The sequence below is a fragment of the Thermoanaerobacterium sp. PSU-2 genome (assembly GCF_002102475.1).
GTDB lineage: Bacteria > Bacillota > Thermoanaerobacteria > Thermoanaerobacterales > Thermoanaerobacteraceae > Thermoanaerobacterium.
On record NZ_MSQD01000016.1, the window covers coordinates 1 to 13,977 of the forward strand.

General features: G+C 33.4%; 16 protein-coding genes and 1 pseudogene. 15 read left to right on the top strand and 2 right to left on the bottom strand.

From position 1 onward, the window contains the following. From BVF91_RS13315 to BVF91_RS11215, 10 genes and pseudogenes are all read left to right on the top strand, one after another. Positions 1-342: hypothetical protein (locus tag BVF91_RS13315; RefSeq protein WP_168170205.1), on the top strand; the 342-nt coding region annotated here is incomplete at its 5' end. A 206-nt stretch (positions 343-548) separates the two neighbouring features. Continuing rightward, positions 549-815, top strand: a pseudogene (locus BVF91_RS11180) (PIG-L deacetylase family protein); the annotation flags it as partial. Positions 816-884: 69 nt separating this feature from the next. Continuing rightward, positions 885-2,012, top strand: a complete 1,128-nt coding sequence (locus tag BVF91_RS11185; RefSeq protein WP_168170206.1) for a murein hydrolase activator EnvC family protein — start codon at positions 885-887, stop codon at positions 2,010-2,012. Positions 2,013-2,060: 48 nt separating this feature from the next. Next, on the top strand, positions 2,061-3,158 hold the full coding sequence (rodA, locus tag BVF91_RS11190; RefSeq protein WP_085113483.1) for a rod shape-determining protein RodA: 1,098 nt from the start codon (positions 2,061-2,063) through the stop codon (positions 3,156-3,158). Between the two features lie 260 nt (positions 3,159-3,418). Further along, complete coding sequence (locus tag BVF91_RS11195) at positions 3,419-5,188, top strand: efflux RND transporter periplasmic adaptor subunit (protein ID WP_085113484.1); 1,770 nt, start codon at positions 3,419-3,421, stop codon at positions 5,186-5,188. A 2-nt stretch (positions 5,189-5,190) separates the two neighbouring features. Next, positions 5,191-5,883, top strand: coding sequence for an ABC transporter ATP-binding protein (locus BVF91_RS11200; protein ID WP_014759209.1), 693 nt, complete (start codon positions 5,191-5,193; stop codon positions 5,881-5,883). Positions 5,884-5,898: 15 nt separating this feature from the next. Further along, positions 5,899-7,071, top strand: a complete 1,173-nt coding sequence (locus tag BVF91_RS11205) for an ABC transporter permease (RefSeq protein ID WP_085113485.1) — start codon at positions 5,899-5,901, stop codon at positions 7,069-7,071. A 108-nt stretch (positions 7,072-7,179) separates the two neighbouring features. After that, positions 7,180-7,839 carry a hypothetical protein gene (locus BVF91_RS11210; RefSeq protein WP_085113486.1) on the top strand — a complete coding sequence of 220 codons (660 nt, stop codon included), beginning with the start codon at positions 7,180-7,182 and terminating at the stop codon, positions 7,837-7,839. 120 nt (positions 7,840-7,959) lie between these two features. Further along, positions 7,960-8,121, top strand: a complete 162-nt coding sequence (locus BVF91_RS13320; RefSeq protein ID WP_168170207.1) for a YrzR-like zinc ribbon domain — start codon at positions 7,960-7,962, stop codon at positions 8,119-8,121. A 109-nt stretch (positions 8,122-8,230) separates the two neighbouring features. Next, a complete protein-coding gene (locus tag BVF91_RS11215) occupies positions 8,231-8,689 on the top strand; it encodes a Fur family transcriptional regulator (RefSeq protein WP_085113518.1) in 459 nt (152 codons plus the stop codon). A gap of 56 nt (positions 8,690-8,745) precedes the next feature. Here BVF91_RS11215 and BVF91_RS11220 read toward each other — a convergent pair whose 3' ends face one another. Then, complete coding sequence (locus BVF91_RS11220) at positions 8,746-8,934, bottom strand: hypothetical protein (protein WP_085113487.1); 189 nt, start codon at positions 8,932-8,934, stop codon at positions 8,746-8,748. Between the two features lie 207 nt (positions 8,935-9,141). On the opposite strand from BVF91_RS11220, the gene BVF91_RS11225 reads away from it, so the two are divergent. The 4 genes from BVF91_RS11225 to BVF91_RS11240 all read left to right on the top strand — a co-directional run bounded on the left by BVF91_RS11225 (position 9,142) and on the right by BVF91_RS11240 (position 12,548). After that, positions 9,142-9,429 (top strand): DUF5320 domain-containing protein, encoded by a 288-nt coding sequence (locus tag BVF91_RS11225; RefSeq protein ID WP_085113488.1) that lies wholly within the window; start codon positions 9,142-9,144, stop codon positions 9,427-9,429. 256 nt (positions 9,430-9,685) lie between these two features. Beyond that, a complete protein-coding gene (locus tag BVF91_RS11230; protein ID WP_085113489.1) occupies positions 9,686-10,558 on the top strand; it encodes a YitT family protein in 873 nt (290 codons plus the stop codon). A 102-nt stretch (positions 10,559-10,660) separates the two neighbouring features. Continuing rightward, positions 10,661-12,061, top strand: a complete 1,401-nt coding sequence (gene hydG, locus BVF91_RS11235) for a [FeFe] hydrogenase H-cluster radical SAM maturase HydG (RefSeq protein WP_085113490.1) — start codon at positions 10,661-10,663, stop codon at positions 12,059-12,061. A 130-nt stretch (positions 12,062-12,191) separates the two neighbouring features. Further along, positions 12,192-12,548 (top strand): NifB/NifX family molybdenum-iron cluster-binding protein, encoded by a 357-nt coding sequence (locus BVF91_RS11240; RefSeq protein WP_085113491.1) that lies wholly within the window; start codon positions 12,192-12,194, stop codon positions 12,546-12,548. Here the strand turns inward: BVF91_RS11240 and BVF91_RS11245 are convergent. Next, entirely contained in the window at positions 12,496-13,149 is a 654-nt protein-coding gene (locus tag BVF91_RS11245; RefSeq protein ID WP_240495881.1) for an alkyl sulfatase-like hydrolase, read from the bottom strand. The two genes, BVF91_RS11240 and BVF91_RS11245, sit on opposite strands and share 53 nt — an antisense overlap. Before the next feature lie 158 nt (positions 13,150-13,307). Between BVF91_RS11245 and BVF91_RS11250 the strand changes: the two genes are divergently transcribed. Then, complete coding sequence (locus tag BVF91_RS11250; RefSeq protein ID WP_085113519.1) at positions 13,308-13,976, top strand: response regulator transcription factor; 669 nt, start codon at positions 13,308-13,310, stop codon at positions 13,974-13,976. The last annotated feature ends 1 nt before the right edge of the window (position 13,977 follow it).

The window sequence follows — 13,977 nt, forward strand, 5'->3', positions numbered from 1 at the left end:
TTTATAAATAAACCTATAAACATAGACAAAAATGTACCAATGCCAGATACTAAAGCAATTAGAAGATTACTTAATATTCCGATCCTTATTTTTTTAATCCCATATGCTATGGCCACAGTAAAGTTATCAATATTTGCTGATATTGAAAATAATAAACTTGATATAACATGCATAACAAAACCCCCCTATTTTAATGTGTCTTTATATTATATTCTTCATTTGAGAATTATGTTATCTGAAGCAGATGGAAACAGGTACTTTGGGATTGAATCAATAATGGTAGATAAAACAATAGATTTTTGTATGCTTAACTATATGATTCTATGGGGAGATTTGCAATGAGAACATTTGAGTATGATCTATTTGCTTTTATTTAGAAGATATCCTTGATGTTGTTGTTTTGAGTTGAACTTGTGTCAATAGAGTAGACACAAGTTCAGAAATTGTAATGATTTTTATAATTTGTTTACATCTTATTAACAATTTGTTCATAAAGTTTTGATATTATTTTCTTACAATTATGCCACAAATACGAGGGAGAATTAAAATTGAACAAGAAACTATTCAAATGGAAATATATTTTTATAACTTTTGGGCTAATCATTGCTATTATTATCGCATCAGTTATGAATTTGAAAACTACTTTTGCCAATCTCACAGAGAAAAAGCCTGTTCCAAATAACGACGATCCGGGACAAAGAATACTTGTAGTCGTACCACACCCTGATGATGAATCATTGGGAATGGCAGGTGTCATACAAAAAGCTATCGAATTGAAAAGACCTATAAAAGTGGTAATCGTAACAGATGGTGAAATTAAATATTAAAAAGATACTTTTATGGTTATTTGTAAATTAATGTTTTTATGGAGGAGAAGTAATTTGTTGCTTAGGAAGATTGTATTTTTATTAATTATAATAGAAGTAATCCGGATTGTTGCATTTCCTATGGCTGATCAGCAAAGTCAACTAAATAATATTCAAAAGTCTTTGAATGAGTATAAAACAGAACAATCTCAAATAAACAGTCAAAAAAAGGAAGTTTCAAGTGAATTACAAGATTTAGATAAAAAAATTAATGATACGCAAAAACAATTAAATAGCACAGAATTAAGTCTTTATGATTTGAATTTAAAATTAAATTCTATACAAGTAGAACTTAATAATGCAAAAGAGACCGAAAACAAGCAAAAAGAGTTGTTAAAAGAACAAGTGAATGCAATTTATACATGTGGACAGGTAGGTTATTTAGATATATTGTTTAATTCGAAAAATATAGATGATTTTTTGAACAGATTAGAATTGATAAAAAGCCTTCTAAGTTTTGACAATAATTTGCTTGTTGATTACCATAAACAAACTTTAGTAATTAAACAGAAAGAAAATCAGATGTTTTCTTTACAGCAAACAATAAAAAAACAGGAAAATTTTTTGCAAGATAGAAGTAGAGATTTACAGTATGCATTAGTATCTCGAGAGGGAATAATGAGAAGTTTGGATAAGCAAAGCCAATATATACAAGAGCGGGAAAAAGAACTTGAGAGGGAATCACAACAAATAGAGGATATAATAAGAAGTGAGCAGGAAAAATCTTTAGATGGAAAAATAAATGCAAATTCAAATGGTAAGTTAGCATGGCCTTGTATCGGCCCAATAACTTCTCCATTTGGCTATAGAGGTATAAATCCATATACCGGGCAGCCAAATGATTTCCATCCGGGAATAGATATTGGAGTCCCTGATGGAACACCAATTCGCGCTGCTGCAGACGGAATTGTCAGTTATTCAGGTTTGATGGAGGGGTATGGAAATGTAGTAATAATTAATAATGGGAATGGAATATCTACACTTTATGCACATAATGAAAAATTACTTGTTGTCGTTGGTCAACGAGTGTCAAAGGGAGAGGTTATTGCATATTCCGGGCATATAGGATGGGCTACAGGTCCTCATTGTCATTTCGGCGTTTACGTTAATGGTATTCCAGTTAATCCATTGTTATACTTAAAATGAAATGCTAATTGAAAAAATAAATGTTTTAGGTAACTAAGGAGATTTATCATGCTTGATAGAAAACTTATAAAAAATTTTGATTTTGTTTTATTTACATTAGCTATTCTAATATCGATTATAGGAGTAATTGTAATTACAAGCGCATCTCATGTTGCGGCAACAGGCTCTTTAAAACAGACTATAACCCAGTCAGTTTCAATAGTAATAGGTGTTATTGCTCTTTTGGTAATCACACTTTTTGACTACAACTTATTATCGAATTATTCTTTACAGCTTTATATATTAAACATTTTATTGTTAGTTTCTGTTTTTTTGATAGGAAAAGAGATCAATGGTGCTAAGACGTGGATTGTATTCGGTCCAATATCTTTAGAACCTGTTGAAATATCAAAAGTTTTTTTAATAATTACGTTGGCCAGTTATTTAAAAGATAAAGATGAGATTACAAATTTTAAAGAATTAATTTATCCGCTTATTTTGGTGATTATACCTTCTATCATTGTTATATTGCAACATAGTCTTGGATCGGCACTGGTATTTATTATGATTTTTATTGGTATGATTTTTATATCTGGAATAAGGTTCAGAGTGTTTTCAGAATTAATTGGTTCTAGTATAGCGATTATGCCAATAGTGTATAAGCTATTAAAACCATATCAGAGGAAAAGGCTTTTATCATTTATAAATCCTAACCTTGATCCTTTAGGTGCTGGATATCATGTTATACAGTCGATTATATCTGTTGGATCAGGTATGTTTTGGGGTGAGGGATTATTTCATGGAACAGAGACACAGTTGTTTTTTTTGCCAGAATCACAAACAGATTTTATTTTTTCAGCGTTAAGCGAAGAATTAGGATTTATTGGTTCAGCAACTTTGATTTTACTATATAGTTTGTTGCTATACAGAGCTTGGAAGATAGCATACAATGCTAAGGATAAGTTTGGAAGACTAATTTCGATTGGAATACTATCAATGTTTGCGTTTCATGTCTTTGAAAATATTGGGATGGCAGTAGGCATAATGCCGATAGCAGGGATACCTCTACCATTTGTTAGCTATGGAGGCACTTCTCTGATTGTCAATATGATGTCAATAGGCTTGCTGATAAATATTGGCATGAGGAAAAATAAAATTAACTTTTGAACAGATTATTTTAAATAAATTTTTACACATTGTTCATAATTTTTTCACAAATAGACTATATAATTATACTTGAAAGTTAAAGCCTCTCCTTGACCTCCCTTATTAATAATAGCAGCCCGAAAAATTTTGGGCTGCATTTTACTTTTTAATATTATTTTCTTACAAAAAGTTAACAAATTATTCAACAATTTTTTAAAACTAACGTGTATAATTAATAGTTAAGTACTAATTTATATTTTTCGCTGGAAAGGAAGGATATGATGAAAAAGAAATACATTGCCATCATTGTTGCTTTAGTCCTTATTGTTGGCAGTACAGCTTATTATTTTGCAAAAGTAAGAAACACTCAGAAGACATCAGAAGCTCTATACGCCACAGTAACAAGAGGAAACATAGTCATGCATATAGACGGTTCAGGAAATCTTGATGTGGATAAAAGGGTGATAACGTTAAAAGGCAATGGAACAGTGGCAAAAGTTTATCACAAAGTTGGAGATAAGGTAAAAGCTGGTGAGTTACTTTATCAAATAGAAGATGACAATTTAAACGAACAGGTACAAAATGCTCTTGTAAGTGTACAGCTTGCTCAACAGCAGCTTGATAATGATACTAAAACATATAACGATACTGTGTCAAATCAAAATATTGTATCGCCATATTCAGGAATTGTTGATAGTGTAAATGTTTCAACAGGACAGAACGTCAATCCTGGAACAACTATAGCTACAATTGCCGATTATTCCAATGCGACTGTGAGAGTGCCGTTTAATGGTTCACAGATAGATGATATAAAAGTTGGTCAGACTGCAGATATATATTTATACGACTCTTTCGCAACAGTAACAGGCACTGTGACAGATGTTTCGACGCAAGCCATACCTGTCAATGGAGCACCGTATTACTATGTAACGGTGACATTGCCAAATCCAGGTGCATTGACTGATGGAAGTAAAGTGCAAGTGACAATACATACAAGTGCTGGTGATGAAAGAGCGATTCAAGATGGTACACTAAGTGTCAAGACAACTAATATAGTTTCATCAAAGATACAAGGTACTGTAGCAAGCGTCAATGTAAAGCAAGGACAAAAGATAAATGCTGGTACGATATTAGCGACGTTGACAACTAATGTAGATGATACGGCGATAAAAAGAGATCAATTGAATCTGCAGCAAGCTCAAAATAACTACAATAACCTGCAAAATCAGTTAAATAATTTAAGTATATATGCACCGATTGATGGCGTCATCATTTCACAAAATATAAATGAAGGAGACGAGCTTGGCTCAAATTCTTACAGTGCATCTGCAAGTAGCGGCACAGGTTCAAATGCAAACAGCGGTAGTGGTGCCAACAGCAGTGGTAATGTTGCTGTAAGCAGTTTGTCATCACTGACAAGTCAAGCAGAAACAGCCGTAATAATTAATGATAGCAATTATTCGGTAGATGTACCTATAGACGAAACCGATATTAGCAAGATTAAAGTTGGACAAAAAGTCACTTTGACGACAGACGATTTACCTGGAGAAACTTTTGATGGAACAGTAACGGAAATATCGTCTATTCCAACGATACAAAATAATGTGGCGTCTTATGATGTAACTGTATCGCTGCCTTATACAGATAAGTTGAAATTAGGACAAACAATGAATGCTTCGATAATCGTGGCAGAGAAGGATAATGCGCTTCTATTGCCAATTGAAGCGGTTCAGACTAATGGGAATAACAAATACGTGATATTATATGATGAAAATAATTCGAATAACAGTAACAGAAGAAGAAATATAAGACAAGTTCAAACAGGCCTTTACAACGACAAATATATAGAGATAGTAAGCGGATTAAACGAAGGTGATAAAGTATTGATATTTGGTGCTGCGGCAACTTCGTCAAATGGCAATAACAATCGCACTGGTTTTGGCGGATTTGGCGGCGGTGGCAATTTTGGCAGTAGAAGCTTTGGTGGTGGATCAGGAGGAGCCGGTTTTATAGTGAGACAACAATCTGGTGGGAATAGGAGTAGAAATTAGCTATGGAGAATAACGGCAAATTAAACAAAAATGTCATAACCATGAGAAACCTGTCAAAGATATACAAGATGGGAGACAACGAAGTAAGAGCTTTGGACAACATAAACTTAACTGTCGACGAAGGAGAATTTGTGTCAATAGTAGGACCATCAGGCTCAGGAAAATCTACATTGATGAATATAATAGGGTGTTTAGACGTAATGACAGAAGGAGAATACTACCTAAACGGAAACGACACAAGCAAGCTAAATGAAAACAAACTGGCTGAACTAAGATCCAGCGAAATAGGGTTCATATTCCAAAGCTTCAACCTGCTTCAAAAACTTACAGCATTAGAAAATGTAGAACTTCCAATGATATACAAAGGCATACCTGCAAAAGAAAGGTACAATAGAGCAGTAGAGCTCCTTACCATGGTAGGTCTGGAAAAAAGAATACACCATAAACCTACAGAATTATCAGGAGGACAGCAGCAGAGAGTAGCAATAGCAAGAGCCTTAGCCAACAACCCGCATCTTATACTGGCAGACGAACCGACAGGAAACTTAGACTCCCAAAGCGGCAAAGAAGTCATGAAAATAATAAAAGAATTAAACGAAAGGGGCAACACCATAATACTCATAACCCACGACATAAACGTAGCAAACCAAGCAAAAAGGACTGTAAAAATAATGGACGGCAAAATATATGAATAAAAGGAAGTGCGTAGAATGGCATTGATTCAGGCAATAAAAATGTCCTTAAAAAGCATAATAGACAACAAACTAAGATCATTTCTTACCATGCTTGGAATAGTAATAGGCGTAATGTCAGTAATAGGACTGGTAAGCTTAGGACAAGGAGCCACAGAAGGAGTAACATCACAGATAAAAAGCATGGGGTCAAACCTGATAATGATATCAATAATGGGCAGGGGTATGGACACATCCTTGTCCTACAGCCAAGCCATGTCAATAGGAGACTCACCGTACATATCGCAAATATCCCCCATAATGAGTGCCAACGCATATGCCAAGTACGGTGACCAATCATACGAAGAAAACATAAGTGGAGTAAATGAAAACTATGCGACACTGAGAAATTTAAAACTTGCTGAAGGTAGGTTCATACTATCAATAGACAATGACATGAGGCAAAAAGTAGCAGTAATAGGCAGCAACGTAGCCAGTGACCTATTTGGATTCACAGACCCATTAGGAAAAACAATACAATTGGATGGAAACAACTTCACAGTAGTAGGAGTATTAGCATCAGGAGGATCATCAATATCAAACTCCTATGATGACTCAATATTCATCCCAATAAAGACGATGTTCGTATTTCAGCGAAACAGAGGAATAACCCAAATATACCTAAGCGCATCATCAGAACAATACGTAAACATAGCACAGTACCACGTAGAAAACATGCTAAACACCATATTCAAAGGCGACACAAACGCATACAGAATATTAAACCAATCAGACCTATTATCAACAGTAAACAGCGTCAGCAACACACTGTCCATGATGCTGGGTGGAATAGCAGGCATAGCATTAATAGTAGGTGGCATAGGCATAATGAACATAATGTTAGTATCAGTCACAGAGAGGACGAGAGAAATAGGCATAAGAAAAGCATTAGGAGCTAAGAAAAGGGACATACTGCTGCAGTTTATGATAGAATCGTTGACCATAAGCGGAGTAGGAGGAATAGTAGGAGTAATCTTTGGATTTATAGCATCGTATCTGATGGGACACTTTATGAACATGACAGTAAGCCCATCTGTAAATACGATATTAATATCATTCTCATTTTCTCTCTTAATAGGCTTATTCTTTGGGATATATCCTGCAAACAAGGCAGCGGGGCTTAAACCGATTGAGGCTTTGCGGTATGAGTAAAGAATGGCAATGGAAATAAACATTAACAAAAAATATACACTTATTTAACAGTTTGTTAAAAATTTTGGGCTATAATGAGTTTAAAATAAAAAATAAGGAGGATTTTTTATGACAGGGAAAAGCAAAAAAATCATAGCGACTGCTGTCATAGGCACGGTTCTTTTGACATCAATAGCCTTTGCGGATACATCAACATCATCTTCACAGGCTAATTCAAATGCCTCAACAAGCCAGACAGTTAAATCAAATAAAAAGTTTGATCCAATACAGGCATTAGAAAATTTTAAAACAAAAATTGAAGAAAAGTATAGCCAAGGCAAAATAAGTCAGGATCAAGAAAATAGTATTCTGACAAAAATAAATAATGCTGAACAAAAAATACAAGCTTTTAACAATATGACTTTAGATCAAAAAAAGCAAACGCTGATTGATGATTTTACAAATATCGTTAATAATCAAGTAAAGAATGGCAAGATTACACAAGACAAAGCTAATACTCTTATTAAGAATTTTACCGATAAAGTCAATAAATGGGATGGAAATGGCTATCCACAATTTGTCACACGTTATTTGAAGAAGTACATGGGTGTGGTACACGAAAAATTTAGTTTTATGGGAAGATTTAAAAAAGTGCTTGATGAAGCAGTTAAGAAGAATCAAATAACATCGACGCAAGAGCAACAAATACTTAATGACTTAAAAGGAAGTAAAACAAATACTCCTACAAGCACCACGACAGTAAATTCAGATGCTTCTAACACATTATGATAATAATAATGATTACAAAGGACATAACATAATTAATTATAACCTCCCTATAAAGCAGCCTAACATTAGGTTAGGCTGCATTTTTAAAATACAGAATCATTATAAAAAGAGGTAATCAAAATGAGGTGTCCTAATTGTAAAAGTAAGAATGTCGGTAAAATTGGAGGCAATTTATTTTTCTGCAGAGAATGTTTTTGTGAAATTAAAGTAAAGGAAAATAAATTCATAGTAAAATTGTACGATCAAGAAGGACGTATTAAAAAAGTACAGTACGTAACGTAAAGTTGAAGGGTACACAAAGTTGTGTACCCTTAGTTTGTGATAAATTATTGACATATGAAGAAATTAATTATATCATATATAATAAACATATGTTAATTATAATTTAATGGTGATAAAATTGGAAAATGTATCTTTACAAAATTTAATAGATTTTTTAAAAAAGACTGGTGTAAAAATCACATTAACCAGATTTATACTTTTAAAGACATTTACAGACAAACCTTATGTTCATTTTGATTTCGATAGATTGCTGAAGATTGTTAAAAAAGAAGATCCCAATTATGGCATAGCGACTCTTTATAGAAATTTGAACATGTTGATTAAAAAAAATATTATTTCTGTCAATACAATCAATAATGTAAAATATTATGAGCTAATTACACCTCAAAAGGGCAATATTCACATACATTTGATTTGTAAGTATTGTAACAATGTAGAAGAGTATTCAGATTATGAAATCATACAGTTTCTAAATTTAGTCAAAGATAAATATGGATTTGACATAAATTATGGCAGCATTAATGTATATGGTATATGTAAAAAATGCAGAGAAAAACTCAAAGAATAAAAAATTAATAGTAGCATCTCTATAAAATATAAGAGCTACTATTAATAAAATTGATTTTAGCTTTGTGTTCTTATACTTAAGCTTATTAAACCTGCTAAAATTGGTATGATTGCCATTAGTAAAATTGCTGATGTAACACCATTAAAGTCAATGGGTATTCCAAATAAACCTACGCCAAGACCACCTATTCCTGTTCCAAATTCAAGTGCCAAGCCAGAAGCCATTGCAGCATTTTTGCTCAGCAAACTTTGAGCAAGCACTGTAGTAATTGAGAATGATGCTAAAAGCTATTTATGTAGAATGTCAAGCTAGAGTCTTTGTAGATATTTATGTCATACAAAGATTTGGAGAGAAGAAATTTTTTAAAATATTATTGACATATGACAAAAACAGTGGTAATATATAATTGCGAAACGGTCATAAGACCAAAATAATTTAAAGGAGTGGTTTATATGCCAAGAGGAGACGGCACAGGCCCAATGGGCTATGGTCCAATGTCTGGAAGAGGTATGGGATTTTGTTGTGGTCATGGTGCTCCAGGATATATGAGTGGACATGGTATACACAGAGGATATAGAAACATGTATTACGCAACTAAAGCACCGTTTTGGGCAAGATATGGAAATGCTGTGGACGAGAAGTCTTACCTTAATGCACAAGCCCAATACCTCAAGGATCAACTTAAATATATAGAAGACAGATTGAAGGATTTAGACGACGAAGACAAAGATAACAAGTAATATTATGAAAAGCTGGTGGCAATCATTGCTGCTGGCTTTATTTTTTTGAAAGTGAATATAAAAATTTATGCATAATTATTTTAGTTTTTATGAATATAAATGTATTAGAATAGCATAAATGAAATTTTTACTTTTTAAAAAATTATTTTGAATAATTTATTGCATAATTAACTGACATAGTTTAAACTTAATTTTGGAAGATGTTTCATTGATATAATATCTTGTTTATATAAGACTGTAGGAGGCAATTATAATAATGTTTGTTGGCAACAATAAATTAAGAAGCAGATTAAGCGTAAAAAATATACTGGGAATCCTCTTTGGCACTTTTATTTATTCAATTGGAATTAATACATTTATCGTACATGCAAGACTTTTAAGTGGTGGTGTATCTGGTATTTCTCTAATTGTACAGTATTTGACAGGACTTCCTGCCGGATACACGATTTTCATGCTTAATATACCATTGCTTATTTTAAGCTACAAAAAAATAGGTTCTCGATTTACTTTCTATACGATATTAGGTACAGCTTCTCTATCTGTTTTTTTGATATTAACTCAGTTTTTAGATAAATTAATCAATTTTGACGATCCCATATTATTATGCCTTTACGGTGGTGTACTTACAGGTGCAGGCATGGGAATAGTCTTTGCTAATCATGGTTCAACTGGTGGACTTGATATCATATCTGTATTAGTAAAGAAAAAATATGAGAATTTTGAATTGGGCAAGACAAACCTATATATTAATTTTTTCATAGTCTTGGCTGGAGCCATATTTATAGGGCTTAAAAGTGCTTTATACACACTTGTTTCAATGTCAATAAATTCGATTGTGCTGGATAAGACGATAAATGGGTTTAACAGGCGAAAGATGCTTTTTATAATTACAAATGATGAGGAAAAGATTAGCAATGCAATCATGAATGATTTAAAAAGAGGTGTTACGTTTATTCAAGCTGAAGGCGCATATACAAAGACTAATCGCAGAATACTGTATTGCGTTGTATCACTTTCACAAATTCCATATATTAAACATCTAGTTTACAGCATTGACAGCAATGCATTTATATCAATTTTAGACGTTTCTGAGGTAAGAGGGAAAGGATTTATGGACGATTTATTTTAGCAAAATTTCATTGTTGAATATTTAACAAAATAGGTATATAATTTTATTATAAATACTAAGCCCAAGGGATTTACTGAGGGCAAGGGAAGGAGAAATCAATATATGGATAGGCAAATTGCAGATTTTATTGACGACGAGAAGATAAAAGCGGCTTTAAAATATGGTGAAGGTGCATCAAAAGATGAAGCACTGAGAATCATTGAAAAAGCCAAAAATTTGAAAGGTATTACGCCTGAAGAAGCGGCAGTTCTTCTAAATTTGGAAGATGATGAGCTTCTTGATGAAATGTACAAAGTTGCAAGATATATTAAAGAGCAAATTTACGGCAACAGAATAGTCATATTTGCGCCACTTTACATTAGCAATTATTGTGTTAACAATTGCAGGTATTGCGGTTACAAACACTCCAATGAACAAGAACGCAAAAGACTTACTATGGATGAGGTAAGGCGTGAGATAGAGATATTGGAGGAAATGGGACATAAAAGATTGGCGGTTGAGGCAGGTGAGGATCCTGTAAATTGTCCTATTGATTATGTCTTAGATGTGATTAAGACAATTTACGATACAAAATTGAAAAATGGCAGCATAAGGAGAGTCAATGTAAATATTGCTGCTACCACTGTTGAAAATTATAAAAAGTTAAAGGATGTAGGCATAGGGACGTATATATTATTCCAAGAGACTTACCACAGGCCCACATACGAATATATGCATCCTACAGGGCCAAAGCATGACTACGATTATCATACAACTGCCATGGATAGAGCCATGGAAGCGGGTATTGATGATGTAGGCTTGGGAGTCTTGTATGGACTTTATGACTACAAGTACGAGACAATAGCACTTTTGTACCATGCAAATCATCTTGATGAAAAATTTGGTGTTGGACCACATACTATATCTGTTCCAAGACTTAGACCTGCTTTAAATATAACGTTAGATGAATACCCATATCTGGTGTCTGATAAAGATTTTAAAAAGCTTGTAGCTGTAATAAGGCTTGCCGTACCGTATACGGGAATGATCTTATCTACAAGAGAACTTCCTGAATTTAGAGAAGAAGTTATAAGCGTAGGCATATCTCAGGTAAGTGCTGGTTCTTGTACAGGTGTAGGTGGCTATTACGAAGAAATATCAAGGAAAGAAAGTACGAAACCTCAGTTTGAAGTAGGGGATCATAGGACGCCAAATGAGATATTGAGAACACTATGTGAGCAGCATTATCTGCCAAGCTATTGTACAGCATGTTATAGAATGGGCCGTACTGGCGATAGGTTTATGAGCTTTGCTAAATCAGGACAGATTCACAATTTCTGTTTGCCAAATGCTATACTTACATTTAAGGAGTTCCTTTTAGATTACGGTGATGAAGCTACAAAGGCTATAGGTGAAGAAACGATTGCTGCAAACATAGAAAATATTCCTTCTGATAAGGTAAGAGAAGAGACGAAAAATAGACTCAAACGGTTAGAAAATGGTGAAAGAGATCTGTACTTCTAAAAAAATCCGGGTTATCCCGGATTTTTTTACAGAGAAATTTTAATATTTTTGTTGACATATGACAAAAATAATTATATATTTATAATTGTATATGACGTATGTTTGAAATGTTGAAAGGATGGGTGTTTAAATGAAGATAGCTGTTGCTACAGATGGAAGAAGCGTTTCAATGCATTTTGGACATTGTGAGGGATTTACGATTTTTAATGTGGAAGAAAATAAAATAGTAAGTGCCAATTTTATTGAAAATCCAGGACATAGACCAGGATATTTGCCGGAATTTTTGAAAGACAAAGGTGTAGAATGCATCATTTCTGATGGAATGGGTTCAAGCGCAATAGATTTGTTTAATTCTTACGGCATTGATGTCATTACAGGTGCGTCTGGCGATGCTGAAGATGTGGTAAAGAAATATATTGATGGAACTTTGATATCTACAGGTAGTGCATGTGAAAAACATGAACATGAAGGACACTGTGAAGACTAAAAATATAAAAAGTAATATGGCCGCGGGGAAATCTTGCGGCCATATTATATGAATCAGAAGATTGTATAGCATCATTCAGAAATTCACTTAATTGTTTACCTGATTGAAAATGCATATTTTTACCGAAACCTGTACCGTGTCCTTTGCCATATCCATTACCTGACATTCCATTTCTTCCAAAGCCTATTCCAAGTCCTGCACCACCATTGCCAGTACCATCACATGCATTTATTCTTTCTTTAAGTAGTGATTTTAGCTCTGTTGCCCTTTCTTCTGTAATTACACCATTTTTAACCATTTGGTCTATATAGTCGGTTTTTTGTTTTAACAAGGCATTTTTGAAGTCTTCTAATTTTACACCATTTTCAACTGCTATTTGTTCCAGTGTCTTACCGGAATTTAAAAGTTTCAATGTTTCGTCTGTAGACTTTCCTAAAAGATTTGCCATAAAATCTACCATTTGAGCTCTGCCATACCTTGGTGCAGTATATGATGTGTTTATTTGAGGCGAATTGTTATTTGCTGTCTCTGCATATGCAGCAATGCCTGTTAAAAGTAAACCTCCTACCATTATTGATGCTACTAATTTTTTGATGTTCATAAAAACATCTCCTTTCAAAATTTATTTATCTTACACTTTTATTCTACCCATTATATTTGATACATCTTTAATGAAATTGTGATGTTTTTGTGAAGATTTTTTGATAATATTGTAAATAGTTTTTAGAATATGTAAACTAAAATTGGAGGTGTTTTATGATGGAAAAAGTGTTGGTCATTGAAGACGAGGAGGGAATGAGGGATATTTTAAAAACTTACTTAGAGAAGAACAATTTCGATGCTTTATTTGCTGAAGATGGCATTACAGGAATAAATATGTTTAAAAGTAATTCATTTGATATAGTTTTGTTGGATGTAATGTTGCCAGATATGAGTGGTTGGAATGTTTTAAAGACAATAAGAGAATCATCTAAAATACCTGTAATGATGATAACTGCCCGCAGTGAAGAATACGACAGGCTTTTAGGATTTGAACTTGGCGCTGATGATTACGTAGTCAAACCATTTAGTCCGAGAGAAGTCATAGCAAGGATAAAAGCTATCTTATCGAGATCTAAATGGACTGAATCTGATAATCTAATATCTTTTTCGGGTATTACTATTGACACTGATTCAAGAGTTGTTAAAGTTGATGGAAAGAAAATAGATCTTACTCCAAAAGAATTTGATCTTTTAAATCTACTTGCACAAAACATGGGGAAGGCGTTAAGCCGTGAGAAATGCCTTAATATTGTTTGGGGATATGAATTTTTTGGCGATTTAAGGACAGTCGATACACATATAAAGCAGTTGAGAGAAAAACTTGGCGATAAAAGGGACATTATAAAAACAGTATGGGGTTATGGATATAAATTAGGTGGTGATTAAA